Consider the following 23,969-nt stretch of genomic DNA (forward strand, 5'->3'; position numbering starts at 1 on the left):
TTATCGCATGACTGGAGAAGAAAGGGCACGCCTGACACGTGGTCGGCGGCGTGCCACTCCATCACTGGGCGTTAGCGGTTGACCAACTTGGCCGGCAATGCAACCACCAGCAAACTGCTGAGGATCAGGCAGCCGGCGAAGAACCACAGTGCTCCGGCGCTGCTGCCGGTGACGTCAATGGCGATGCCCATCAGCGAGTTGCTGACCAGCCCGGCGATGTTTGCCAGCGAGCAGGCCAGGGCGAAGCCGGTGGCGGCCGCGCGGCCTTTGAGGAACGTCGCTGGCAGGCTGAAGAACACCGGTACCGCACCGATGATTGCCGCCGACGCGATGGCAAACAGCGCCACCGTGGCGACCACGTTATGGGTGAAAAAGGTGCTGGTGGCCATGGCCGCCGAGCCGATCAGGAACGGCACGATGATGTGCCAACGACGTTCACGATGACGGTCCGAGCTGGCGCCGATCAGCAGCATGCCGATCAGGGCGGCGACGCTGGGCAGGGCGGTCAGCACGCCGATGTGGAAGGTATCGACCACGCCGGCATTGCGGATGAAGGTCGGCATCCAGAAACCCATGGCATAGGCGCTGAGCAGGATCGAGAAGTCGATACCGCCGAGCATCCACACTTTCAGGTTGAAAAAGCCGTCACGGAAGCTGTGCTTGCTGTCTTTGCCATCGGCCTCGTCCAGACGCAGTTCGCTTTCCAGCAGGCTCTTTTCGTTCTCGTCCAGCCATTTGGCTTCGGTGTGATTATTCGGCAAGGCCCAGAACGTCAGGATGCCCAACAGCACGCTCGGTACCGCCTCGATCAGGAACAGCCATTGCCAACCGCGCAGACCGGCCGCCTGGTCGAAGTGGCCCATGATCCAGCCGGACATCGGGCCGCCGATCACGCTGGACAGCGGCAAACCGATCATGAACAGGGCAATGATCCGCCCGCGTCGGTAAGTCGGGAACCAGGTGGTCAGGTAGAACAGCACCCCCGGCAGGAAACCGGCCTCGGCGGCACCCAGCAGGAAGCGCAAGATATAGAACTGCGTGGAGGAGGTGACCAGCATGGTGCAGGCCGAGAGCAGACCCCAGGTGATCATGATCCGTGCGATCCAGATTTTCGCCCCGACCTTCTCCAGTACCAGATTGCTCGGCACCTCGAAGAGGATGTAGCCGACGAAAAACAGACCAGCGCCCAGACCGAACGCGGTCTCGCTGAAATGCAATTGGTCGAGCATCTGCAGTTTGGCGAAGCCGATGTTGATCCGGTCCAGATACGCGGCCAGATAGCAGAAGCACAGGAAGGGAATCAGCTTCCAGGTGATCTTGTGATAAAGCGCCTGGATCGGGTCTGCGACGGTGGTCGCAGTGGTTGTATTGGTATTCGCAGAGGGCATGGGTGTCTCCTGGCGGTGACTTGTGGTTGTTATGTAGCCGCAGTTTCCAGTGCTTTGGCAGCACCGTAGGGCGGCTTCCAAAGGCAGTGTCAGAAGAGTTGCAGTGGCGCGGTCTGTGCCGGCTTCTTGAAAAACACACATTCCCTGTAGGAGCGCGCTTGCCCGCGATAGGCCGGGGTCGCGTCCGACACGCAGGACCTTCCTGCGATGGTGAACTCACTATTTTTGCTGGCGCTCCGCACCAGATCGCGGGCAAGCGCGCTCCTACAAGGAAATCATCAGCCTTTAATCTGTTTGAACTGCTCCATCGCCTCCTGTTTGCTCACCACATCGCCATATTTGCTATCGATGTCGAACAGGTTGGCTTCGTGCGGCGCGGGGTGGCGGTCGCCGACGCATTCGCGGACGACGATGGTCCGGAATCCGTGTTGCACCGCGTCTACTGCGGTGGCGCGGATGCAGCCGCTGGTGGAGCAACCGGCCAGCACCACGGTGTCGATGCCTTGAGCGTGCAACATCGACGCCAGGCTGGTGCCGAAGAACGAACTGGCGTATTGCTTGCTGATCACCACTTCGTCGGCGTTGGGCAACACTTGTTTGCAGAAGGCTGCCAGCGGATTGCCCTCGACCATGTCCTTCATGACGGGCGCTTTCTTGACCCACATACCACCGTCGGCAAAATGCCCGGGGTGGTAACGAATGTTGGTGTGCACCACCGGAATATTCTGTTGCCGTGCGCAGGCCAGCAGTTCGACGCTCTCGGCCACCGCGCTGACCACCCCCGGCGCGAACAACGGGGCGCCTTCGAGGGTGTAGCCCTGCATGAAATCGATCATCAGCAGCGCAGGCTTTTTGCCGAAACCGATGCGCTGGCCCCATACGCCCTGATAGTTGGCGTCGGCACTTAGTTCTTCGCTCATGAACTGTTCTCCTGCTGTCAGCTAATGGATTCGCCGAGGAAATCGCCGAACGCGGCGAAGAATCCTTCAAGGTCATCCCACGGAATCATGTGCCCGGCGTCCTCGACGTGGGCGATGAAGAGGGCAGGTTGTAGCTGGCGAATCTCCGCTTCGTCCTCGGCCTGGATCACGCCACCGCGACCGGCGACCATCAGCAACGCTGGTACGCGCAACTGTGGCAGGTCCTGGTGGAAGTCCACGTCATGGAAATCGTTGAACGCGCGGACGATGGCCGGTTCGTAGCAGGTATGCAGCCATTCGGCACGCAGCTGCAATTGGCTGTCAGTCCAGGTCGGACAGAAGGCGCGCATGGCCTCGGCGTCCATCCCGGTCAGTGACTGACGGATCGAATCCACGTACCACGGTAGCTTGCTCGGGTACTCGCGACGGCCCGGACCGGAGACGGGTGGATCGATCAACACCAGGCTTTTCAGGCCCCGAGGATTGCGCACCGCACTGCGCACGGCAAACCGTGCGCCCATGGAATGCCCCACCAAGTGATAGGCGTCGATGCCCATGGCATCGGCGAACGCAGCGATGTCATCGGCGCAGGCATCGGTGCCGTAATCCAGCTCCGGCCCGGTGGAGGACAGGCCGCGACCCCGGGCATCCAGCGCGTAGGTATCGAAATGCAGGCCCAGACGTTCGGCGACGAACCCCCAGGTGATCGCCGGACTGGTAATGCCGGGGATCAGCAGCAATGCCGGTTTGTGGGTGGTGCCCTGACCGCCGTAACGCAGGTAATGCTGGCGGATGCCATTGGCCTGGACGTTGCCGCCGTGAATGAACGTACTCACGCTACCACCCCGGATTTCAGCGCCTGAGCGTAGAGGTCGTAACCGTAGACCCAGGCCGGATCTTCTTGAGTACGCAGCCAGGTGTTGGCGTTGGACACGGCCTGCACGCGGGAAGCGCGGTCCTTGCGGTTGGCTTCGTAAAGCTCGAATGCGCTGCGGTAATCGGTGAGGCCGGTTTCCTGCAAGCAGCGGGTCAACATGGCGGCATCTTCGATGGCCATGCCCGCGCCTTGCGCCATGTGTGGCTTCATCGGGTGGCAGGCATCGCCCAGCAACACCAGACGTCCACGGCTCCACAGCGGCAGCGGATTGCGATTGCGCAGCGGCCATTTGGTCACGCTGTCAGTGGATTCGATCAGCGCCTGAACCGTGGGGTGATAACCCTCGAATGCCTCGCGCATTTCGTCGCGGCTGCTGTCGACCCAATTACCCTTGAAGTCCCAGGCCGGGTGCGGCACGCCGGTGACGTAGTAGTACTCATCGCGTTTGCCAGTGGTGTGGTAGACCATCATGTGCCGGTCGTCGCTCCACCACTTCACGCAGTTTTCGAAGTTCATGTCGTACTTGGCCAGCACATCGCTGCGGATCAAGGCGCGGTGGGCGACCCAGCCGCTGTACAGCGGTTCTTCCTGCCCCAGCAACTCTTCGCGGATCCTTGAATTGATGCCGTCGGCACCAATCACGATATCGGCTTCGGTTGTAGTGCCATCGCTGAAACTCAGGCGTACCCGTTCGCCGGTTTCCTCGATTTTGCTCAGGCACTTGCTGAAGTGCACGGTGCCCGGGGCGATGGTCGACATCTGCAACGCATGCAAGTCGCCACGGTGCACGGTGATGTAAGCCGCGCCGTATTCCTTGCGAGCGAATTCGCCCAGCGGTACGCGGGACAGATAGTCACCGCTGGCTCCGTCGCGGCTGAACCAGAAGTCAGGGTGCGAACCCATGTCGCTGAGTTTTTGCTCAATCCCCATGCGCCGGAAGATTTTCATGATGTTCGGGCCCATGTGAATGCCCGCACCGATACGGGAAAACTCTGGCGCCTGTTCATAGACATCGACCTCGAATCCGGCTTGTTGCAACAGCGTGGCAGCAGCGGCACCACCCAGGCCTGCGCCGACGATTGCGATTTTTTGTTTGCTTCGCATAGGGGTTTTCCTTCGGTTCGAATGTGTGACCGGCGAGATCAAGTTTGTCGTCCCGCAACGTTTTTAAAGTGTATACGCTCTTTTTTTAAAATGGGAACAGTACTTTTAAAAAAATAAAATTCAGCGATAAACGGCTGTCGTAACGCTAAGTAACCTTGTTTTATTGGATGTGTGTGGCTTTGTAACGATATGGCGTGGCTATTGCAGACTGCGTAAAATTGATGTCTTATCGCTTTTAAATGGTGTGTACGCTATAAAATCGCACTAATGTGAAGCGAAGCGCCTTGTTTCGGTGCGTCGAAGAAACTGCTCAAGTGATGAGGAGAGAAGAAATGCCGGTAAGCGATTGCGAACTGACCCAGATGTTCGAGCACGTGTTGACGCTGTCGAAAGTCGACCCGACTCAGAGCGTTGCGGTGCTGAAAAGTCACTACTCCGACCCGCGCACCGTACGCGCGGCAATGGAGGCCGCGCAGCGCCTTGGGGCCAAGGTTTACGCGGTGGAGTTGCCGTCGTTCAACCACCCCACGGCCATGGGCAACGACATGACCGCCTACTGCGGCGACACTGCGCTGACCGGCAACATCGCCGCGCAACGGGCGCTGGAAGCAGCGGATTTGGTAATCGACACGATGATGCTGCTGCATTCACCGGAGCAGGAGCAGATACTCAAGACCGGAACCCGCATCCTGTTGGCCGTCGAGCCGCCTGAAGTGCTGGCGCGGATGCTGCCGACTCTGGCGGACAAAGAGCGGGTGATGGCGGCCGAGAAGGTGCTGAAACAAGCGCGTTCGATTCACGTGAAGTCCAAAGCGGGTAGCGATTTCAGGGCCTTGCTCGGGCAGTATCCGTCGGTCACCGAATACGGGTTTGCCGATGAGCCGGGGCGCTGGGATCACTGGCCCAGCGGTTTCCTGTTTTCCTGGCCAAACGAGGAAACCGCCGAGGGCGTGCTGGTGATCGACGTCGGCGACATCGTGTTGCCGTTCAAGAATTACTCCCGGGAGCAGATCACGCTGGAGATCGACAAGGGCTTCATCACCTCGATCCACGGCGGTTTCGAGGCTGAATACCTGCGCGACTACATGAAGTATTTCAACGATCCCGAGGTGTACGGCATCTCTCATATCGGCTGGGGTTTACAGCCGCGTGCGCAGTGGACGGCCATGGGCCTGCACGACAAGAACGACGGCATGTGCATGGACGCCCGGGCGTTCTACGGCAACTTCCTGTTCTCCACCGGACCCAATACCGAGGTCGGCGGCACCCGCAAAACCCCGTGCCACCTGGACATTCCGCTGCGCCGTTGTGATATCTATCTGGATGACACAGCGGTGGTGTTGGCGGGTGAGGTGGTTTATCCGCCGGAATCGATGGCGCGCTGACTGGCGCCGATCGCGGGCAAGCCCGCTCCTACAAGCGGTCATGTTGTAGGAGCGGGCTTGCCCGCGATGGCGGCGGTGCAACCACCGCAGATTTTGTTAATGTAACCGTCCATTTCCCCCAGCCCAACCGAGCCCCCGCCGTGCCTGATTCAACCAATACCTACGCCTTTTCCGAACAAGTCGGCCACTTGCTGCGCAAGGCTTACCAGCGGCACATGGCGATCTTCCAGCAGAACGTCGGCGACTCGCAGCTGACCGCTGTGCAGTTCGTCACTCTGTGCGCCGTGCGTGATAGCGGGACAAGTTCGTTGACCGAGCTGGTCAAGGCCACCGCCGTGGATCAGGCGACCATCCGTGGCATCGTCGAGCGCCTCAAGGCCCGCGACCTGATTACCCTGGAGCCGGATCCACAAGACCGGCGCAAAGTCATCGTCGGCCTGTCCGACACTGGCCGCCAATTGGTGCAAAACACGGTGCCGCATGCCGCCGAGATCAGCGAGCTGACCATGAGCAATCTCAACCCTGCCGAGCGGGTGGCGGTCCTGTTCCTGCTGCGCAAAATGATCGAGGATTGATTACTTGTAGGCGCTGCCGAAGGCTGCGATAAGGCCGGAACGGCCTTCAAATTCGCGAATGATCGCAGCCTTCGGCAGCTCCTACATATTCCCATTCATCCCCTCATTCCTATCTCTGGCACGCTTCCTGCTCTTATTTCATGTAGTGACTACTTCATCAAATCGAACGCCCTGAACCGGTCGTGCGGTAACACTTGGAGCCCTACATGAGTGAGCAAGCCGCAGCGCGCGAGACAACCGTGACCTTGCGCGTCAATGGCCAGAGCGCCTCGGTGACGGCCATGGCTGATACGCCTTTGCTGCTGATATTGCGTAACGACCTGCACCTGAATGGCCCGAAATACGGCTGCGGTCTGGGCGAGTGCGGCGCGTGCACGGTAATCATCGATGGCATCGCGGCAAGGTCTTGTGTGTTTCCGCTGTCCGGCACCGAAGGGCGGGACATCACCACCCTCGAAGGCATCGGCAGCCGTGAGCACCCGCACCCGGTGCAGCAGGCGTTCATCGATGAGCAGGCGGCGCAATGCGGTTACTGCATGAACGGCATGATCATGACTGCCAAGGCTTTGCTCGACCGCAACCCGCACCCCACTGAAACGCAGATCCGCAACGAACTGTCGGCCAACCTCTGTCGTTGCGGCACCCATATCGAAATCCTTCGTGCGGTGCTGCGTGCCGCCCGTCAATTGCCTTGAACGGATCGATGACCATGACTCAAGTGACGCCTACCCGTGATCAATTGCTGGCCAAGTCCGGCGTACTGCTGATCGTCGATCAGATCCAGCCACCGTCCGGCCCTGTCGCCAAGGGCGGCGTGCCAGTGATCAAGCCCAAGGAGTTGGCGCTGTTCATCGCGGTCAATGATGATGGCCGGGTCTATGCCTTTAATGGGCATGTGGACCTCGGTACCGGTATCCGTACCTCGCTGGCGCAGATCGTCGCCGAAGAGCTGGACCTGAACCTGGATCAGGTGAGCATGGTCTTGGGTGACACTGACAGTGCGCCGAATCAGGGCGCGACCATCGCCAGCGCGACGATCCAGATTTCGGCCATCCCCTTGCGCAATGCGGCTGCCGAAGCGCGGCGTTTTCTGCTGGCGCGGGCGGCCCGGCGTTTTGCCGTCGCGGCTGACACCTTGCTGATAGACAGTGGGGTGGTTAAAGCCGAAGACGGTCGCCAGCTCACGTTTGCCGAACTGGTGGCGGGCGAGCATGACCAACTGACGATTTCCGGCGACGCGCCGCTCAAGCGCCTGGAAGATTATCGGCTGGTGGGCAAGGGCGCGCCGCGGGTGGACATCCCCGGCAAGGCCACTGGCGAACTGACCTACGTGCACGACATGCGCCTGCCGGACATGCTCCACGGACGGGTGATTCGCCCGCCTTATGCCGGGCTCGACAGTGGTGATTTTGTCGGCAACAGTCTGCTGGAAGTGGACGAGTCCTCCATCGCGCACATTCCCGGCATTGTCCGTGTGGTGGTGATTCGCGATTTCGTCGGCGTGGTCGCAATGCGCGAAGAGCAGGCCGCCAAGGCCGCCCAGGCGCTGAAAGTCACCTGGAAAGCCTGGAACCACAAGCTGCCGGACATGAGCGACATCGCCCAGGCGATCCGCGATAACCCCAGGGTGCAGCGCGTCGTGCTGGACCAGGGCAATGTCGGCGAGGCGCTTGCGCAGGCCAGCGAACGCATGACCCGCACCTACCTGTGGCCGTATCAGATTCACGGCTCCATTGGTCCGTCTTGCGGTCTGGCGGATTACCACGAGGACAGCATCCGCGTCTGGTCCGGCACGCAAAACCCGCATTTGCTGCGCGCCGACCTGGCTTGGCTGCTGGAGTACCCGGAAGAGCGCATCGAGATCATCCGCATGGAAGCGGCGGGTTGTTATGGGCGTAACTGCGCCGATGACGTGTGCGCCGATGCGGTGTTGTTGTCCCGGGCCGTCGGCTTGCCGGTGCGAGTGCAACTGACCCGCGAACAAGAGCACGCCTGGGAACCCAAAGGCACGGCGCAGTTGATGGAAGTCGATGGCGGCATCAATGCCGATGGCGGCGTGGCCGGTTACGACTTCCAGACCAGCTACCCGTCCAACGGCGCGCCGACCCTGGCGCTGCTGTTGACCGGTCGCGTCGAGCCGGTGGCAGCGATGTTCGAGATGGGCGACCGCACTTCAATCCCGCCCTACGATTTCGAACACATGCGCGTGACTATTAACGACATGGCGCCCATCGTCCGTGCGTCGTGGATGCGCGGGGTGTCGGCGTTGCCCAATACCTTCGCCCATGAGTCGTATATCGATGAGCTGGCGTTCGCGGCGGGGGTTGATCCTGTCGAATACCGCCTGCGTTATCTGCATGACGAGCGCGCTTCGGAGCTGGTCAAAGCCACCGCCGCGCGCGCCGACTGGACACCGCGCACGCAACCGATGCAGATCCCGGAGGAGGACAACATCCTGCGGGGCCGTGGCTTCGCCTATGCGCGCTATATCCACAGCAAATTTCCCGGCTTCGGTGCGGCGTGGGCGGCGTGGGTTGCGGATGTAGCGGTGGACAAACTCAGCGGCGAGGTGTCGGTGACCCGCGTGGTGATTGGCCATGACGCCGGGATGATGGTCAACCCGGCCGGGGTCCGGCATCAGATTCACGGCAACGTGATCCAGTCCACCAGCCGGGTGCTCAAGGAGCGGGTGACCTTCGAAGAATCCACGGTGTCCAGCAAGGAGTGGGGCGGTTACCCGATTTTGACCTTCCCTCAGGTGCCGGAAATCGACGTGCTGATGATGCCGCGCCAGAACGAACCGCCCATGGGCGCGGGGGAGTCTGCGGCGGTGCCCAGCGCGGCGGCGATTGCCAACGCGATCTACGACGCCACCGGGATTCGTTTTCGGGAACTGCCGATCACCGCTGAACGCGTACTCGCTGCGCTGAAAGGCTCGGCGGATAATGCAAATGCCACGCCGCCGAATTCGCTCAAGGCCAAACGCTCGAAGTGGCTGTTTGGCTCCTTGTTCGCAGCCTTCGGCGCGATTCTCGGCGTGGCCGCGACGGCCTTGCCCTGGCGTGCGGAGATCGCACCGATCGCGCCCCCCGGCGCGGGCACCTGGTCTGCGGCAACCCTGGAGCGCGGACGTTTGCTGGCGGCGGTTGGCGATTGTGCCGTGTGTCACACGGCACCGGGCGGTGTGACCAATGCCGGCGGGTTGGCGATGCAGACGCCGTTCGGCACGCTGTACAGCAGCAACATCACACCGGACCCGAAAACCGGGATCGGCAACTGGTCCTATACAGCGTTCGAACGGGCCATGCGCGACGGCATCAGCCGTGACGGCAAGAACCTGTATCCAGCGTTTCCCTACACCGCGTTCAGAAATATCAACGATGCTGACATGCAGGCGCTGTACGCCTACCTGATGTCCCAGGCGCCGGTCAGCCAAGCGGCCAAGGCCAACGACATGCAGTTCCCGTTCAACATGCGGCCGTTGATGGCGGGCTGGAATGCGCTGTTCCTGCGCAAGGGCGAAATCCAGGTGCAACCCGAACGCAGCGAGCAGTGGAATCGCGGCGCGTATCTGGTCAACGGCCTGGGTCACTGCGCCGCCTGCCATTCGCCGCGCAACCTGATGGGGGCGGAGAAGGGCGGAGCGTCGTTCCTCGCCGGAGGCACGGTGGATGGCTGGGAAGCGCCGGCACTCAACGGCTTGTCCAAATCGCCGACGCCCTGGACCGAAGAGCAGTTGTTCACTTACCTGAGCAGTGGCTATTCCGATGCTCACGGCGTGGCGACGGGGCCTATGGGGCCGGTGGTCACCGAGTTGGCCAAACTGCCGAAGGCTGATGTACGGGCGATGGCGGTGTATCTTGCGTCACTGGGCAAAAGCGGGGACAGATTAATTTCCGATGAAGCGCTGAAAATAAATCAGTCCCCTCGGTTACCAGTCGTGTCGTTGAGCAACGGTCGGCGGGTGTTCGAGGGTTCCTGTCAGGGCTGTCACGCCGATGGGCTCGGGCCGAAGCTGTTTGGTGTCAGCCCGTCATTGGCCACCAACACCAACGTGCACAGCGCGCTGCCGGACAACTTGCTCAAGGTGATCCTGCAAGGCATCTCCACCCCCGCGACCCCGGATTTGGGCTACATGCCGGGCTTCAAGGACAGTCTGTCCAACACCCAGATTGCCGAGTTGGCGGCCTATTTGCGCAGTCGTTTCGCCTCAGCCGAGCCGGCGTGGCAAGGGTTGGAACAGAAAATCGCACACCTGCGGGCCAATCCTGGTACCCACTAACAACGCAAACCCCCTGTAGGAGCTGCCGAAGGCTGCGATCAACCGGGGACCGGTTGCGACGGTTGATCGTGTGAAGGCCGTTCCGGCCTTATCGCAGCCTTCGGCAGCTCCTACAAGTGTTCCACTACCGAGACGCCCCGTACCACCAGATCACTGATGAACGCCAGCCAATCCCGCTGCTGGTCTTTACCCGCCAGGTCTTCGCCAAGGAATGAGGTGAGGGTGTGCAGGTTGGAGTTATAGAAGTAGCAGAGTGAGGCGATCATCAGGTACACGTGCTTGATGTCGATGTCCTGGCGAAACAGGCCCTGTTGCTGGCCGGCCTCGATGATCGGCTTGAGCACACCCACCGCTTCACCGGACAGGCGCCGCAGCTCGCCGGACTGCTTGGCGTGCTTGCCCTTGTGCAGGTTCTCGATGCTGAGGATGGCAACGAATTCCGGGTGGCTCACGTAGTAATGCCAGACAAACGCCACCAGTTCGCGCAGGGTTTGCACGGGTGTCGACAGGTCCAGACGCAGCAGGCTTTCGGCGTGATTAAACTGCTCATAGGTGTGCTCAAGCACCCGAATGAACAGTTTTTCCTTGCTACCGAAGTAGTAATAGATCATCCGGTCGTTGGAGTCGGCCTCGCTGGAAATCTGCTCGATCCGGCCGCCTGAATAGCCATCACGGGTGAAGACCCTGACCGCCGCCTCGAGAATGCGCGCTCGGGTCTGGTCGGCTTGCTGGGCCCTGACCCCTGTCTTTTTATTCACGCTGTCGTCCTTGGCCGTTAGAGGATGCGGTACAGCAAGCGCTCGATGCGAACGCGGCTGACCCGGCGCAGAAAGGTGCGCACGGCGACCGGGTATTCGCTGAGCGTGTCCAGCTCGTCGTACTTGCCGACTCGCAGGGTATTGCGCATCAGTTGGGTCACTTCGGCGTCACGCGGTGCGCTCCACTCGGCCTTGGGGTCATCGATCAGCAAGGCGTTTTCCAGGTCCAGCTGAAAGGCTCGCGGATTGAGGTTGTTGCCGGTCAGCAAGGTGTAGCGCTGATCGGCCCACAAGCCCTTCAGGTGGAAGGTGTTGTCGCTGTCTTTCCACAAGTGCAGGTTCAACTGGTGTCTGGCGATGGCTTGCTGATGCTTCTGGGCGAAGCGGCGCAAGCTGATCTCGTACAGATAAGGCAGCGCGGCAATGATCTTGAACGGCTCGTCGACAGGGATGAAAAAGTCATTGGCGGTCTTGTCGCCGATGATGATGTCGACTTTTACCCCGCGCTTGAGGGCGCGGTTGATTTCCCGCGTCACCATCACGGGCAGATTGAAATACGGCGTGCACAGGGTCAATTGCGTCTGACTGGCAGCGATCAACTCGCAGATCGTGCGGCTGAGCGGGTTCTTGTTGCCTACGCCCAGCAGCGGGATGACCCGCAGGCCGCTCGCGTCTTCGCTGCCCGAGGTGGTGTCGTACGAGGCGCGCTTGAGGTGGTTCCTGAACGCTCGAATATCACCGCGAATGCTGCGAGAAGTGGGCGGCGAGGGCAGGTCCAGGCGGTGCACGGCTTTCGACCCGAGCACATCCTGCTGCACCATCTGTTGCATCGAATCGGCCAGCGGCTTGTTCTGCAGCAGGTGATAACGATCGAGGCGGTACTTGTCGAACTTGTGCAGGTAGACGTTGTTGATGCTGGCGCCGCTGTAGATCACGCAATTGTCGATCACGATACCCTTGAGGTGCAGCACGCCGAACAGCTCGCGGGTCTGTACCGGCACGCCATAAATCGGTACTTCCACCTCATGTTCCAGGTTTTGCGCCTGATACCACGCCGAATTGCCCGGCTGCTTGCCGGCGCCGATCAACCCTCGTTGCGCACGGAACCAGTCCACCAGCACCACGATATCCAACGCCGGCCGCGCCGCTTTGGCCGCGTACAAGGCGTCGAGGATTTCCTGACCGGCTTCGTCCTGTTGCAGGTACAAGGCGATCACGTAGATCCGCTGCGTCGCTGAAGCAATCTTCTCCAGCAGGCAGCGGCGGTAGTCGGCGGCACTGGGCAGCATCGTCATGGCATCGGCTGCCAGGGCAAAACCACGAAGCGCAGGCAGGGTGGAGCGTCTGAAAGTGGAGCGCATAAGCCTCTCGAAGCATTAGCCGGAAGCTCGGGAGCTTACACCAGAGTGCCGGGTCAGGTGATCGTGACGGCAAAGGCCGCCAGTAGATCCTCAATGAACGCCTGCTGAACATCGCTCGACTGGCGTCCACGATGACGTGTCAGGTAGAACTGCACCTCGAAATTCAGGGTGTCGGGCAGCAGGGCGTGTAGCGTGCCCCTCTGAACCCAGGGCGCGGCGATGTGCTCAGGCAAGTAACCGATATGCGCCCCGGAGAGAATGAACGCCAGGCTGGCTTCCACATGCTCGGCCCGCACGCTGCTGAGCGCCGAACGGAACGGCTCCTGGACTTCGCCCATGCGATAGGGGTGCAGCACTTGATCGCAGAGGGCGAGGTCATCGAGGGTGGGCGATGGGTGCTTGAACAAGGCATGGCCAGCAGCGCAGTAGAGCTGCTGGCGCTCGCTAAACAGGGGCCGGTAATCCAATGCGGGCTGATTGCCAGAAAAGAAGTAACCGATGGCGACATGCACCTGGTCTTGCAGCAGGCGCCGTTCCAGTTCTGCCGGTGAGGCGCAGAGCATCTCGATCTGCACCGCTTGTTTGCGCTGGCGGAAACGCCCGATAGCGTTGCCAACACCTTGCAGTACGGGGTTGTTGAGGGATTCGGACAGCCCGATATGCAGATCGCCCAGCAACACACCGGCCATGCCTTGGGTTTCGCCTTTGAAACTTTCGATGGCGTCGAACAGTTTGCGCGTTGCCTTCAGCACTTCCTCGCCTTTGGGCGTCAGACGAAAGCCGCCTTTACCACGCTCACAAAGGCTGAAGCCCAGGCGGGTTTCAAGCTTGGCCATCTGCGTGCTGATGGTGGATTGCGTCACACCCAGTACGCCTTGCGCCGCGCTGAACCCGGCGCACTCGACCACGCAGACGAAGACCCTCAGCAACTGCAAGTCGATGTCATGAAGCTGACCGAGCATGAGGTCTCCAAACATTGATGGTGGTGAATGCCAAAGTTAGACACTTTATATTTTTCAAACGCCAGACAGCAAGCAGGATGCAGGCAACCGGATCACCGCGTATGACGTGAGGCTAACCATGAAATTGTTGACCGTGGCTGTTTTGATGAGTTTTGTTCTGCCCCTGCACGCCGAAGAGCGAGTGCTCAACCTTTATAGCTGGCCGGATTATGTCGGCGAGAAAACCCTGAAAGCGTTCGAGTCTGAGACCGGGATCAAGGTCAATTACGACACCTTCGACAGCAATGATGTGCTGGAGAGCAAGCTGCTGACCGGGCGCGCGGGGTACGACCTGGTGTTCCCCAGCACCGTCATGGCCGGCCGTATTATTCCGGCCAAAGCCTTGCAGCCGTCAGACGTGCAGCAGATGAAGGGTTTTACCAATCTCGACCAAGAGATTCTGGCCAAAGTCGCTTCGTCTGATCCAGGCAATCGGTTTGTGGTGCCCTACACCTGGGGCACTACGGGGCTGGCGATCAACCGGCAAGCGGTGGAAAAGCGCATCCCCAATGCGCCGCTCAACAGCCTCGACCTGCTGTTCAAGCCCGAGTACGCCAGCAAGCTCAAGGATTGCGGGATCTCGGTGATCGATACCCCGCAAGAGGTGATCAGCATCGCCCTCAACTATTTGGGCAAATCGCCGTACAGCACTGACGCGAATGACCTGCAAGAAGTGCAGGCGCTGCTGGCCAAATTGCAGCCCAACCTGCGCTACATCGGGCTAGGCACGCAAAGCACCGACCTGGCCAACGGCGATATTTGCCTGGCGCTGACCTACAACGGCGACGCCAGCACTGCTCGCGCCCAGGCTGAGGCTGCACACAAGCCTTTCGAGGTGATCTACCGCATCCCCCGCGAAGGTACGCTGATGTGGGTCGACACCATGGCGATTCCGGCTGACGCGCCACATCCCGCGGAAGCCAAGGCCTTCGTCGAGTACATGCTGCGCCCGAGCTCCATGGCCGAGCTGACCAATAGTCTGTACTTCGCCAACGCCAACCAGGCCTCGACCGCGATGTTGAACAAGGAGATCACCGGCGATCCGGATATCTACCCGCCTGCGGACGTCCGTGGCCGGTTGTTCGGTGAGCAGATGATGCCCCCCAAACTGATGCGCGACCGCATGCGCGTCTGGACCACCTTTCGCACTCGCCAATAAGCCTCAGACACCAATCCCTGTAGGAGCTGACTTGTCTGCGAAAAGGGCCGAAGGACCTTCATTCAGTGGTGAATTCACTACTTTTGCGAGCGCTTCGCACTCGATCGCAGACAAGTCAGCTCCTACGCCCTCCGGGCAGAATCGAGCCCCAGTTTGCTGCGTGACAGCGCAGCGTCGAAGACGGGGCGGGATCTCCTTACAAAGTAACCACAACCTTTTGACCTGGAAGCCATTGTTATGGATCAAGCTATCAACAACGATCAGGCGATCACCCGTTCCGATTTGTACGGCACGTCGGCCGAGCCTACTTACGCTGGTGTCACCAGCTTCATGCGGCGGCGTTACAGTCGCGATTTGAGCGGCGTCGATCTGGTGGTCAGTGGTATTCCGTTCGACACCGCCACCACCAACCGCCCCGGCAGCCGATTCGGGCCACGGGCGATCCGGGCGGCGTCGGTACAGATGGCTTGGGCGCGGCACTTCCCTTGGGAATTCGACCCCTTCGATCACCTGGCGGTGATCGACTACGGCGACTGCGCGTTTGACCACGGCATGCCGCAACAAACGCCTGAGCTGATCGAGGCCCACGCTGATCGGATTCTGGCGGCCGGCTGCGCCATGCTTACCCTGGGTGGCGATCATTTCATCAGCTATCCGCTGCTCAAGGCCCATGCGAAAAAGCACGGCAAGCTGTCGCTGATCCACTTTGACGCCCACAGCGACACCTGGTCGGACGAGGGGCTGAGCCGCATCGACCACGGCACCATGTTCTACCACGCGGCTCGCGAAGGCCTGGTGGACCCATCGCGTTCGGTGCAAATCGGACTGCGGACCACCAACGATGATGTGATGGGCTTTCAGGTGCTCGACGCCCGGCAGGTCAACCGCAATACCCCCGAACATATCGCCGAACTGATCCGCGCGCGGGTCGGGGATCACCCGGTGTACCTGACCTTCGACATCGACTGCCTCGACCCGGCCTTCGCCCCAGGCACCGGCACGCCGGTATGCGGTGGGCTGTCGACCCATCAGGCGCTGGAGATCCTCCGTGCCCTGCGCGGCATCAACCTGATCGGTATGGACGTGGTGGAAGTCGCACCGCCTTATGACAGCGCCGAAATCACCGCACTGGCCGGTGCAGCACTGGCCATGGAAATGGTCTGCCTCTTCGCTGCGCGGCATAAAGTCGACGGTTGATCGGGTGCTCGCTCAACGAGGGCAATACGTAGATCCCTGTCTATAGAAACAGGCCACAAGGCCGCAAGTGCTATGGAGAACATGTTGGTGTAGGCTTGGAGCGTCTGTAAACAAGGATGAAGTTGTTGAATTCCCAGAATGACGACAGCAGGGTAGATCTGGCACGGCCGGTCAAAAGAGCGCCGGTGCTATGGCTGGCGATCATCGCTATTGTCTTTGTTTGCGTGTCGATTGTGGGCTTTAACTTATGGCAGCTGGAACACGCCAAAGACCATGAGTTGAAACAGGCCGAAGTCGCAACGTCCAATCTTTCCAAATCCCTGGCTCAGCAAGCAGAAGATACGTTCGACGAGGCCGATATCATATTGGTCGATCTTGTTGAGCGATTGCAGAATGACGGCCGAGGACCGGCACAGATCGAGCGCCTCCGGAGCTTCCTGGCGCAGCATGTCGTTGAAACCGAGCAATTACAGGGTGTGTTCTATTTTGACCGCACAGGCCAGTGGATCATTACGTCCTTCGGTAGCAAGCCGGAAAGCGCCAATAATGCGGATCGCGAATACTTTCAATATCACCAGCAAAACGCAAATCTTGGCCCGCACATAGGCAAAGCGATCCGCAGCCGAACGACCAACGATTGGATCATTCCCATCTCAAGACGGGTGAATGACCAACAAGGCCAGTTCGACGGTGTCGTATTGGCCACGCTTAATATGAAATATTTCGACCGGTTTTTTGAAAGTTTCAATATTGATGATAAAGGCGCCATTTTCATGGCGCTGACGGACGGCACCCTGTTGGCAAGAAGACCTTTCAACGAGGTGGTGATTGGAAAGTCCATCGCCAAAGGGCCAGTGTTTACCGATTACTTGTCCAAATCTCTCTCTGGCACCGCCATGGTGACGTCCATCATTGACAACGTCACCAGGCTCTACGGCTATAGACAACTGGAAAAATATCCCTTGGTCGTCGCAGCGGCGATCTCGGAAGAGTCGCTGCTCGATGAGTGGCAAAAGAATGCCTTTAAATCAATCATCATCATTGTCATCGCCGTGCTGGCCAATATTTTATTCGGCGTTTTATTGGTTCAGCAGATTCGATTCGGTTTGCAAGCGGAAGCGAAGATGCGCGTCGCCCAGGACTCACTGGAAAAGCTGGCGTTGCAGGACAGCATGACCGGCTTAGCCAACAGACGGCATTTCGACAGGGTCCTGAATATCGAGTTTCGCCGAAGCGGGCGAAAAAAGGCGCCTTTGAGTCTGATCATGCTGGATATCGATTTCTTCAAAAGTTTCAACGACGCCTACGGCCACTATGCCGGAGACCATTGCATCGTGGCGGTAGCGGACGCCCTCCGTGGCTGCTTGAATCGTGCCGGCGACCTCGCTGTTCGTTATGGCGGTGAAGAGATGGCGATATTCTTGCCGGATAATGACGTGGAGGGCGCTTATGCACTGGCTGAGAAGATAAGACTCTCGATTCTTGCCAGGCACATACCCCATGTCGACAACCCCTTGGGAGTCGTCACGGTCAGCATGGGTTGTTACGCCTGCGTACCCAGTGAAGACAACACCATCGAAATGCTGATAAAACGCGCCGACGCCGCATTGTATTCAGCGAAAAGAGCCGGCAGGAATAGAAGCATGATCTTTCAGCAGAGTGCGTGATGCAAACCGAGTGCTGCGACCGTTCAAGGCCGTCCAGCCGACCGCAGGATGATGGCGATTGGCCGTCGCTCTGATAAGCTGCGTGCTTGAGGCGGGCTGTCGGTATTACGCCACACACGAATTAACCTCACGGAATGAGAGAGCGCTGCATTGCCCGCAGATCGCTTAATCACCCGGACAGCCATCCTGTCCTGTTGCCCACCCTTATCGAGCGGTAGGGCAGAGGAGTCTCGACCCCATGCAAGACCTTGGAGGAAAAGGACTTTCACTTACCAGGAGGCTGCACAAGTCGCGCGGGCTAGGGATGGTGCTTGGCTTTGTCTGCGTTGCTGCCGCCATCTACCCACTGCATAAGCCAGCCTGGCTATGGGCGCTGATGGTCCTCAACGGGTTTGTCTGGCCGCACCTGGCCTTTCTCTGGGCTCGCTCGTCGAGGGTTCCGTTCCAGGCCGAGCAGCGCAATCTGCTGATGGATTCGTTCTTCGGTGGGTTCTGGGTCGGGGCCATGCAATTCAACGTGCTACCCAGTGTCACCAGCCTGTCGATGATGGCCATGAACAACATCGCCATCGGCGGGGTGCGTTTCCTGCTGACAGGTTGGCTGGCGCAGGCGTCGGGTATTGCTTTATCCCTGCTGATTTTTTCCCCTGTTTTCATGCCCGAAACCAGCACCTTGCAGATGTATGCCTGCCTGCCTTTGCTGGCCGTCTACCCATTGGCGCTTGGCTGGGTGGCCTATAAACAGGCCCACATGTTGAAGCGTCACAAGCGCGAACTGCTGGCCCTCAGCCGGACCGACAGCTTGTCGGGGCTGTTGAACCATGGCTCATGGAAAGATCATCTGGATATAGAGTTCCAGCGCTGCAGGCAGTCGGATCAGAGTGGCACCCTCGCTCTGATCGACATCGATCACTTTAAAATCATCAACGATACCTATGGTCATGTGATGGGTGACAACGTCCTTCGGCAGCTGAGCGCAGTGCTCAAACAGAACCTGCGAACAGCGGATCTGGCGGGACGTTATGGCGGTGATGAGTTCTGCGTGATCCTGCCTCATACCCCGCTGGAGACCGCAGCCGAGATCATGGACCGCCTGCGCGATACCTTCAGTTCGACCCACTACGAGCAGGCGCCGATGATGAAGGTAAGCCTCAGTATCGGACTGGCGGCCTACAGCCCCTTTCATCCGGACGCGACCGGCTGGGTAAACGACGCCGACAAAGCGCTGTATGGGGCGAAAGCCACGGGACGCAACAGGGTCAGTTGCATCGTGGACGGTGCCTTACAGCAGGGCGTGCCCGACCCGGTTTGAGTTGAATGTTTCGCCCCGTCTTCGACGCCGCGCTATCGCGCAGCAAACAGGGGCTCGATTCTGCCCGGAGGGCGTAGGAGCTGACTTGTCTGCGAAAAGGGCCGAAGGACCTTCATGCGGTGGTGAATCCAGCCATTTTGCGACTGCTTCGCAGCCGATCGCAGACAAGTCAGCTCCTACAAGGGGTCAGCGTTTGGCTGAAAATTTAATAGAGTTTATTACTTATTTATCAACGACTTATGCGTTGTTTGATAGGGGCGGTAAATTCAAAGCCCACGTCGTCGACGTTTGAAGCTCGTTTTCGGTGACGAGGGCAATGTCTTCAGTGTTTATGACGGTGGTGAATATCCGGGAAGTGAGGATGGCTGTGTTGCATCGGTGCATGCACGTGAACATGATTGTGAGGCTCAGCGCCATCCCATTCGAATGAATGCTCATGCTGATGGTGTTCATCATGTACGTGACGATGACCGTGTTCGAGTGGGTCGTGCTGATGGGTGTGTGCGTGATTTTCTGTGAGGTGAATCCAGACACCGATCCCCATCAACGCCGCAGCCACCCAGAATGTCAGGGATGCGGGTTCACCCAATATCAGAATCGAGATCACTGCGCCCAGAAAGGGTGCCGTAGAGAAATACGCGCCGGTGCGTGCGCTGCCAAGTCCGCGAAGCGCCAATACAAAGAGAACCAGACTAACGCCGTATCCCAGGAATCCAACCAGCAGTGTCGGGGCCAGCACCGAAAGTCCGGGTAGCTGAGCCCCGAGGACAAACGCCAACGAGCAGTTGACCAAACCCGCTATCAGGCCTTTGATACCGGCCACAAAAAGTGCATCCGACGCCGAGACTTTACGGGTCAAATTGTTATCGATTGCCCAGCACAAACAGGCTGAAGCGATAGCCAGTGGCCCGAGCCAGTCTTGCGCCTGACGGGTATCGTGCGACCATGAAAGTACTATCCCCCCGAGAACAATCGCGACCATACCCGCCACGATCCGTCGATCGGCATTTTCTTTAAACACGACCCAAGCCAAAACCGCCGTGAGCACCGACTCCAGGTTGAGCATTAAAGAGGTGGTAGCCCCGGCGGTCCGCATCAGGCCGAACATGAGTAACGCAGGTCCGAGTACGCCACCGAATGCGATCGCGCCCATCAACCATGGCCATTCCGGCCGGGTGAGCCCGGTTGAACTCCAGCCTCGGTCGCGAATAAACCGGGTAGCGGTCAGTCCTAGCCCGCTTCCGAGGTAAAGAAGTCCGGCCAGCAATATCGGGGTGACATGGAGGCCTAATAATTTGGCCAGTGGCGTGCTCGCTCCGAATAACGCAGCCGCAGCCAGGGCGTACAGAACACTCAAATTCATTTGTCTACTCACTGGGTGCCGACTAGTCACGACTATCTTGAACAGCTGATTCGGGTAGGCACGGTCTGCCATCTATTCTTTTGAGACCACTTGTATGGGTAGTTTGCTCTCACGACGGGACCGGTCACGCAAAATTTCATGCCGTCGGTTGTCCTTCATTTTTTTCCACTCCCGGCATTCAACCCGCGTGCGCAGACAGGCGACACAAAACCCCGATTTTCCGTCAAATCTGCACACTTCGATGCAAGGCGATGGAACGGCCATCTCAGTTCACAGCCTTCACGTTATGCACTTCAACGGTGATATGGGAGAAACCTTTGAAAGGGCGAAGGAGCGCATGGTAGAAGGCCGACTCTCGTGTCGTTTGCGTTGTGACGACCGAAATAACGGCACCGAAATGGCCAGGCCCCAGCCGCCAGACGTGGAGATCTACAACTTTGTCACCCAATGCATTGATAGCCGTACGTACTTTGTTTGCCATCGCCTCACCCGGGCTGACATCCATCAAAATACCTCCCGTGTCGCGGATCAATCCGTATGACCAGTTGGCAATAACGAGCGCTCCTACGATGCCGGCAATAGGGTCCATCCATAACCAGCCGAATGTTTTTGCCAACAACAGGCCGATGATCGCGAGCACCGAGACTGCGGCGTCAGCAATGATGTGCATATAGGCGGCGCGCATGTTGTGGTCGCGCGAATCGACACCGTCGTCGTGGTCGTCGTGGGCATGTTCTTCGAATACAACTTCATGCTCTCCGTCCGGCAGGCTTGCGACGACTTTAAAACCGTGGGGTTCAGGGATCTCCGTAGTTGACTGCAGAAAATCGCCCTGCCGAGCAAAACCGAACGTTTGGCGAGCACCATCTGATCGAATCGTCGTCACCGTGACCGTCTCTGCTGGCAAGCCGCTATTCGCTTCGGCATGAATGCGGAAAACAGGCGGGATACCTTCCTCAAATATGGACAGCGCGATCAACCCACCAGGCGTTTCGATGTGCTGCACTTCTTCATCATGTGCATGCTCAGCGTGGTCGCCATGACCATGGCCATGCCCGTGACTATGTCCATGATGATCGTCGCCACTCAATAGCCATGCGCTGGCAATGTTGACGAACAAGCCGACGACCGCGATCGGGATGGCCTCGCTAAAATGAATCGGTACCGGTGACATCAACCGGACCACCGCCTCATAACCAATCAGCAACGCAATCATTGCCAGGATGATTGCACTCGTAAACCCGGCGAGATCGCCCAACTTGCCAGTACCGAAGACAAAGCGCGGATCATTGGCATGTTTGCGTGCGTAGGTGTAGGCAAGCGCGGCAATTAACATCGCGCCGGCGTGAGTGGACATGTGCAGACCGTCGGCAACCAACGCCAGCGAACCGAACAGGTTCCCGCCAATAATCTCGGCGAGCATCATCAGGGTGCAGAGGACGATTACGCCCCAGGTCTTACGTTCGTTCTTCTCATGTCCAGCGCCCAAAAAAACGTGGCTATGGGGTACTGAAAAGGGGGTGTTATAAAATTCGCTCATTGCAGGCTCACTTAAAATAGCTATGGACGACATCGATAAGCTGCTCTCTGGCATCTCCGTGCTCGCCAGAGTGGGCTTCATCCGCATCGATCAAATGCGTACGAATGTGGTCCTCTATAACGACCCCCAGCAAGCCATTCATTGCCCCTCTGCAGCCCGCTATCTGCTGCAGAACATCCAGGCAATTACTTTCCTCGTTTAAAGCGCGCTCGATCGCGTCAATCTGGCCGCGGATGCGCCGTACACGATTCAACAGCTTTTGTTTGTCGCGAATGGTATGGCTCATGGCACACCTCAAAATAGGGTAGGGGACTATATCATCCTATCCGAGAGTTTAGTGCTTCCAGGCAGCGTTCAGCTATGCATAATCAAAGAGAAAGTGGGGTGGTTCATAAGAGAGGAGGGCACGGATGAGCGATCAGATTGAAGTTCGAGTGAGACCACTCTTTTGCACGCTTGGCCGTTCATCAGGATCAGGGCAAAAGCATTGAGCAGCAAGCTGTGAAACTGCAGCCAGCGCCTAATCTAAAGGAGACGATGATTGCCTGTCATGAATAGGCTTGAATCAGGTATGAGCCGCTGTTTGGGGTGGGAGCGCTTCTGAGCTTGCCTCAAGGTGTACTCTTCAACGTTGAGGGAGCTATGTACTGTGATGGCTCAACATCTGGATAAAACGCTGATCAAGCTGCTCATGGTGCTGCTGTTTATCGCAGCGGCACATGGACAGGTCTTAATGTTTAAATCCGAGCCGTCAAATGCCTCTCTAAACTGTGGGGCAACGCAGAGTATGTCGTTTGACTCCAGCAAGGTTAATACCTGCCCCGATATGCTGAACCCAGTAGTTTGTTCAATCAGTTGTTCCATTCCCTCCACGGGAGCGGCTACACCTCTTGCTTTAATCTCGCACACCTTAAAATCTCCTCAGTACGACGGCTACACGACTTTTCTCGGTCGTATGCCCGTTGCTCCAGATCCTTTTCCTCCCAAGTTTACCCGCTTGTCCTAACCCGGCCCTGGACAAGCTCGTTTTTTCTTTCAGTCATACAGTCAAAAGAGCATTGAGGCATTCACAGGGCGTCTAGAACCAAGACCCTTGTCGTCAATGGAAAAGGATTAGGTGGTTACTATGAGTAAGTCATCCACATTTTGGGGGGGGATGCTACTTGCACTCGCTTCCCTTGCAATGCCTATAGCCCAGGCAGCTGAAGAGGCTATCCTCTATAAGAACCCAGGCTGCACGTGCTGTGATAAATATGCGGACTATCTGCGCGAAGGTGGCTTCAAAGTATCGATTGTCGCGGACTCTGCACAGCTTCAGCAGGTCAATAAGGCGTCTGGTGTCCCCCCCTCCCTGGCAGGCTGCCATACCGTTGCAATTGAGGGTTACGTCGTGGGTGGCCACGTCCCGCTGACCGCAGTCAATAAGTTACTGGCGGAGCACCCAGCCATCCGCGGTATCACCTTGGCGGGGATGCAAGCGGGGGCGCCCGGCATGGACGGCACTCAGCAGAAACCGTTTGAAATTTACGCTTTTGACGGCGCTAAAGCCTGGCTCTACATGACCCAGTAGGTACGTCTGAGCATTCGTTTTGTGATTGAGGTATGTCAGTAATAAATACCTGAGAAGTTTAGAGGGTTGCACCATGATCAAGAATATAGCGCGATACGCAGCGATAGATTGCAACGTCACCCATTGCTTGCAGGACTCGCCGTTGCTTATCCAGAGTGTGTCGAACATCAAGATCGTTGATCAGGAGAGCCATCATGCGTAACTCTATTGTCTACACAGCCGCACTCACCGCTCTCTTAACGCTTGGAGCTATTAGCACGAGCTTTGCCGAAGAACCTAAGAGTACTACTCAGGGCGGTTCTGACATGATGAAGGGAAAGGATATGCCGATGATGGACGGCAGCAAAATGCCGATGATGAATATGATGCAGGAGATGTCAGCCATGATGAAGAGCTGCAACACAATGATGGAGAGCATGAACAAACATATGGACAGTGAATCCCCTCAAGGCGGTAGTAAGGTGCAATAACAGCTCGTTTAATCGCTAGCCTTTTACCGGCAAATACGTC

At 58.4% G+C, this 23,969-nt stretch carries 22 protein-coding genes; 11 read left to right on the forward strand and 11 right to left on the reverse strand.

Annotated elements, in window-relative coordinates; genetic code table 11:
* Positions 1-71: 71 nt before the first annotated feature.
* From AC1MEE_RS03725 to AC1MEE_RS03740, 4 genes are all read right to left on the reverse strand, one after another.
* Positions 72-1,388 (reverse strand): MFS transporter, encoded by a 1,317-nt coding sequence (locus AC1MEE_RS03725; protein ID WP_480413902.1) that lies wholly within the window; start codon positions 1,386-1,388, stop codon positions 72-74.
* 278 nt (positions 1,389-1,666) lie between these two features.
* The gene (locus AC1MEE_RS03730) at positions 1,667-2,308 is read right to left on the reverse strand and encodes an N-carbamoylsarcosine amidohydrolase (RefSeq protein ID WP_480413903.1); all 642 of its coding nucleotides are present in this window, start codon (positions 2,306-2,308) and stop codon (positions 1,667-1,669) included.
* Between the two features lie 17 nt (positions 2,309-2,325).
* Positions 2,326-3,144 carry an alpha/beta fold hydrolase gene (locus AC1MEE_RS03735; RefSeq protein ID WP_480413904.1) on the reverse strand — a complete coding sequence of 273 codons (819 nt, stop codon included), beginning with the start codon at positions 3,142-3,144 and terminating at the stop codon, positions 2,326-2,328.
* Positions 3,141-4,289, reverse strand: coding sequence for an FAD-dependent monooxygenase (locus tag AC1MEE_RS03740; protein WP_480413905.1), 1,149 nt, complete (start codon positions 4,287-4,289; stop codon positions 3,141-3,143). Before AC1MEE_RS03740 ends, AC1MEE_RS03735 begins: the two co-directional genes overlap by 4 nt.
* Before the next feature lie 332 nt (positions 4,290-4,621).
* Between AC1MEE_RS03740 and AC1MEE_RS03745 the strand changes: the two genes are divergently transcribed.
* From AC1MEE_RS03745 to AC1MEE_RS03760, 4 genes are all read left to right on the forward strand, one after another.
* Positions 4,622-5,674, forward strand: a complete 1,053-nt coding sequence (locus tag AC1MEE_RS03745; RefSeq protein ID WP_480413906.1) for a 2,5-dihydroxypyridine 5,6-dioxygenase — start codon at positions 4,622-4,624, stop codon at positions 5,672-5,674.
* Positions 5,675-5,814: 140 nt separating this feature from the next.
* Positions 5,815-6,249, forward strand: a complete 435-nt coding sequence (locus AC1MEE_RS03750; protein ID WP_480413907.1) for a MarR family winged helix-turn-helix transcriptional regulator — start codon at positions 5,815-5,817, stop codon at positions 6,247-6,249.
* A 206-nt stretch (positions 6,250-6,455) separates the two neighbouring features.
* The gene (locus AC1MEE_RS03755; RefSeq protein WP_480413908.1) at positions 6,456-6,944 is read left to right on the forward strand and encodes a (2Fe-2S)-binding protein; all 489 of its coding nucleotides are present in this window, start codon (positions 6,456-6,458) and stop codon (positions 6,942-6,944) included.
* Between the two features lie 14 nt (positions 6,945-6,958).
* Positions 6,959-10,531 (forward strand): molybdopterin cofactor-binding domain-containing protein, encoded by a 3,573-nt coding sequence (locus tag AC1MEE_RS03760; RefSeq protein ID WP_480413909.1) that lies wholly within the window; start codon positions 6,959-6,961, stop codon positions 10,529-10,531.
* Positions 10,532-10,641: 110 nt separating this feature from the next.
* Here AC1MEE_RS03760 and AC1MEE_RS03765 read toward each other — a convergent pair whose 3' ends face one another.
* The 3 genes from AC1MEE_RS03765 to AC1MEE_RS03775 are packed head-to-tail and all read right to left on the reverse strand — an operon-like array spanning position 10,642 to position 13,612.
* A complete protein-coding gene (locus AC1MEE_RS03765; protein WP_480413910.1) occupies positions 10,642-11,289 on the reverse strand; it encodes a TetR/AcrR family transcriptional regulator in 648 nt (215 codons plus the stop codon).
* Positions 11,290-11,306: 17 nt separating this feature from the next.
* A complete protein-coding gene (gene pssA / locus AC1MEE_RS03770) occupies positions 11,307-12,650 on the reverse strand; it encodes a CDP-diacylglycerol--serine O-phosphatidyltransferase (RefSeq protein ID WP_480413911.1) in 1,344 nt (447 codons plus the stop codon).
* Between the two features lie 53 nt (positions 12,651-12,703).
* Entirely contained in the window at positions 12,704-13,612 is a 909-nt protein-coding gene (locus AC1MEE_RS03775) for a LysR family transcriptional regulator (protein ID WP_480413913.1), read from the reverse strand.
* Between the two features lie 118 nt (positions 13,613-13,730).
* Between AC1MEE_RS03775 and AC1MEE_RS03780 the strand changes: the two genes are divergently transcribed.
* The 4 genes from AC1MEE_RS03780 (at position 13,731) to AC1MEE_RS03795 (ending at position 18,986) form a co-directional block, all read left to right on the forward strand.
* On the forward strand, positions 13,731-14,810 hold the full coding sequence (locus AC1MEE_RS03780) for an extracellular solute-binding protein (RefSeq protein ID WP_480413914.1): 1,080 nt from the start codon (positions 13,731-13,733) through the stop codon (positions 14,808-14,810).
* A gap of 237 nt (positions 14,811-15,047) precedes the next feature.
* Complete coding sequence (gene speB / locus AC1MEE_RS03785; RefSeq protein ID WP_480413915.1) at positions 15,048-16,007, forward strand: agmatinase; 960 nt, start codon at positions 15,048-15,050, stop codon at positions 16,005-16,007.
* A 125-nt stretch (positions 16,008-16,132) separates the two neighbouring features.
* Complete coding sequence (locus AC1MEE_RS03790) at positions 16,133-17,674, forward strand: sensor domain-containing diguanylate cyclase (protein ID WP_480413916.1); 1,542 nt, start codon at positions 16,133-16,135, stop codon at positions 17,672-17,674.
* 238 nt (positions 17,675-17,912) lie between these two features.
* Positions 17,913-18,986, forward strand: coding sequence for a diguanylate cyclase (locus tag AC1MEE_RS03795; RefSeq protein ID WP_480413917.1), 1,074 nt, complete (start codon positions 17,913-17,915; stop codon positions 18,984-18,986).
* A gap of 322 nt (positions 18,987-19,308) precedes the next feature.
* Here the strand turns inward: AC1MEE_RS03795 and AC1MEE_RS03800 are convergent, their stop codons facing one another.
* The 4 genes from AC1MEE_RS03800 to AC1MEE_RS03815 form a co-directional block, all read right to left on the reverse strand.
* Entirely contained in the window at positions 19,309-20,349 is a 1,041-nt protein-coding gene (locus AC1MEE_RS03800; protein WP_480416147.1) for a DMT family transporter, read from the reverse strand.
* A gap of 72 nt (positions 20,350-20,421) precedes the next feature.
* Positions 20,422-20,613 carry a DUF1289 domain-containing protein gene (locus AC1MEE_RS03805; RefSeq protein WP_480413919.1) on the reverse strand — a complete coding sequence of 64 codons (192 nt, stop codon included), beginning with the start codon at positions 20,611-20,613 and terminating at the stop codon, positions 20,422-20,424.
* Position 20,614: 1 nt separating this feature from the next.
* A complete protein-coding gene (gene dmeF / locus AC1MEE_RS03810; RefSeq protein ID WP_480413920.1) occupies positions 20,615-21,889 on the reverse strand; it encodes a CDF family Co(II)/Ni(II) efflux transporter DmeF in 1,275 nt (424 codons plus the stop codon).
* A gap of 7 nt (positions 21,890-21,896) precedes the next feature.
* Positions 21,897-22,175, reverse strand: coding sequence for a metal/formaldehyde-sensitive transcriptional repressor (locus AC1MEE_RS03815; protein ID WP_480413921.1), 279 nt, complete (start codon positions 22,173-22,175; stop codon positions 21,897-21,899).
* Between the two features lie 366 nt (positions 22,176-22,541).
* On the opposite strand from AC1MEE_RS03815, the gene AC1MEE_RS03820 reads away from it, so the two are divergent.
* From AC1MEE_RS03820 to AC1MEE_RS03830, 3 genes are all read left to right on the forward strand, one after another.
* A complete protein-coding gene (locus AC1MEE_RS03820; protein ID WP_480413922.1) occupies positions 22,542-22,895 on the forward strand; it encodes a hypothetical protein in 354 nt (117 codons plus the stop codon).
* A gap of 120 nt (positions 22,896-23,015) precedes the next feature.
* Positions 23,016-23,459, forward strand: a complete 444-nt coding sequence (locus AC1MEE_RS03825) for a DUF411 domain-containing protein (protein WP_480413923.1) — start codon at positions 23,016-23,018, stop codon at positions 23,457-23,459.
* A 194-nt stretch (positions 23,460-23,653) separates the two neighbouring features.
* Entirely contained in the window at positions 23,654-23,929 is a 276-nt protein-coding gene (locus tag AC1MEE_RS03830) for a hypothetical protein (protein ID WP_480413925.1), read from the forward strand.
* Positions 23,930-23,969 lie beyond the last annotated feature (40 nt).

Source organism: Pseudomonas sp. ASL3 (assembly GCF_056680425.1).

What these genes read in the sequence shown, in the direction of transcription:
- AC1MEE_RS03775 (WP_480413913.1), bottom strand. Translation starts at nt 13,612, where the DNA reads ATGCTCGGTCAGCTTCATGACATCGACTTGCAGTTGCTGAGGGTCTTC.
- AC1MEE_RS03730 (WP_480413903.1), bottom strand. Translation starts at nt 2,308, where the DNA reads ATGAGCGAAGAACTAAGTGCCGACGCCAACTATCAGGGCGTATGGGGC.
- speB (WP_480413915.1), top strand. Translation starts at nt 15,048, where the DNA reads ATGGATCAAGCTATCAACAACGATCAGGCGATCACCCGTTCCGATTTG.
- AC1MEE_RS03830 (WP_480413925.1), top strand. Translation starts at nt 23,654, where the DNA reads ATGCGTAACTCTATTGTCTACACAGCCGCACTCACCGCTCTCTTAACG.
- AC1MEE_RS03755 (WP_480413908.1), top strand. Translation starts at nt 6,456, where the DNA reads ATGAGTGAGCAAGCCGCAGCGCGCGAGACAACCGTGACCTTGCGCGTC.
- AC1MEE_RS03795 (WP_480413917.1), top strand. Translation starts at nt 17,913, where the DNA reads ATGCAAGACCTTGGAGGAAAAGGACTTTCACTTACCAGGAGGCTGCAC.
- AC1MEE_RS03820 (WP_480413922.1), top strand. Translation starts at nt 22,542, where the DNA reads ATGGCTCAACATCTGGATAAAACGCTGATCAAGCTGCTCATGGTGCTG.
- pssA (WP_480413911.1), bottom strand. Translation starts at nt 12,650, where the DNA reads ATGCGCTCCACTTTCAGACGCTCCACCCTGCCTGCGCTTCGTGGTTTT.
- AC1MEE_RS03825 (WP_480413923.1), top strand. Translation starts at nt 23,016, where the DNA reads ATGAGTAAGTCATCCACATTTTGGGGGGGGATGCTACTTGCACTCGCT.
- dmeF (WP_480413920.1), bottom strand. Translation starts at nt 21,889, where the DNA reads ATGAGCGAATTTTATAACACCCCCTTTTCAGTACCCCATAGCCACGTT.
- AC1MEE_RS03725 (WP_480413902.1), bottom strand. Translation starts at nt 1,388, where the DNA reads ATGCCCTCTGCGAATACCAATACAACCACTGCGACCACCGTCGCAGAC.
- AC1MEE_RS03800 (WP_480416147.1), bottom strand. Translation starts at nt 20,349, where the DNA reads ATGAATTTGAGTGTTCTGTACGCCCTGGCTGCGGCTGCGTTATTCGGA.
- AC1MEE_RS03745 (WP_480413906.1), top strand. Translation starts at nt 4,622, where the DNA reads ATGCCGGTAAGCGATTGCGAACTGACCCAGATGTTCGAGCACGTGTTG.
- AC1MEE_RS03815 (WP_480413921.1), bottom strand. Translation starts at nt 22,175, where the DNA reads ATGAGCCATACCATTCGCGACAAACAAAAGCTGTTGAATCGTGTACGG.
- AC1MEE_RS03805 (WP_480413919.1), bottom strand. Translation starts at nt 20,613, where the DNA reads ATGGCCGTTCCATCGCCTTGCATCGAAGTGTGCAGATTTGACGGAAAA.
- AC1MEE_RS03780 (WP_480413914.1), top strand. Translation starts at nt 13,731, where the DNA reads ATGAAATTGTTGACCGTGGCTGTTTTGATGAGTTTTGTTCTGCCCCTG.
- AC1MEE_RS03760 (WP_480413909.1), top strand. Translation starts at nt 6,959, where the DNA reads ATGACTCAAGTGACGCCTACCCGTGATCAATTGCTGGCCAAGTCCGGC.
- AC1MEE_RS03740 (WP_480413905.1), bottom strand. Translation starts at nt 4,289, where the DNA reads ATGCGAAGCAAACAAAAAATCGCAATCGTCGGCGCAGGCCTGGGTGGT.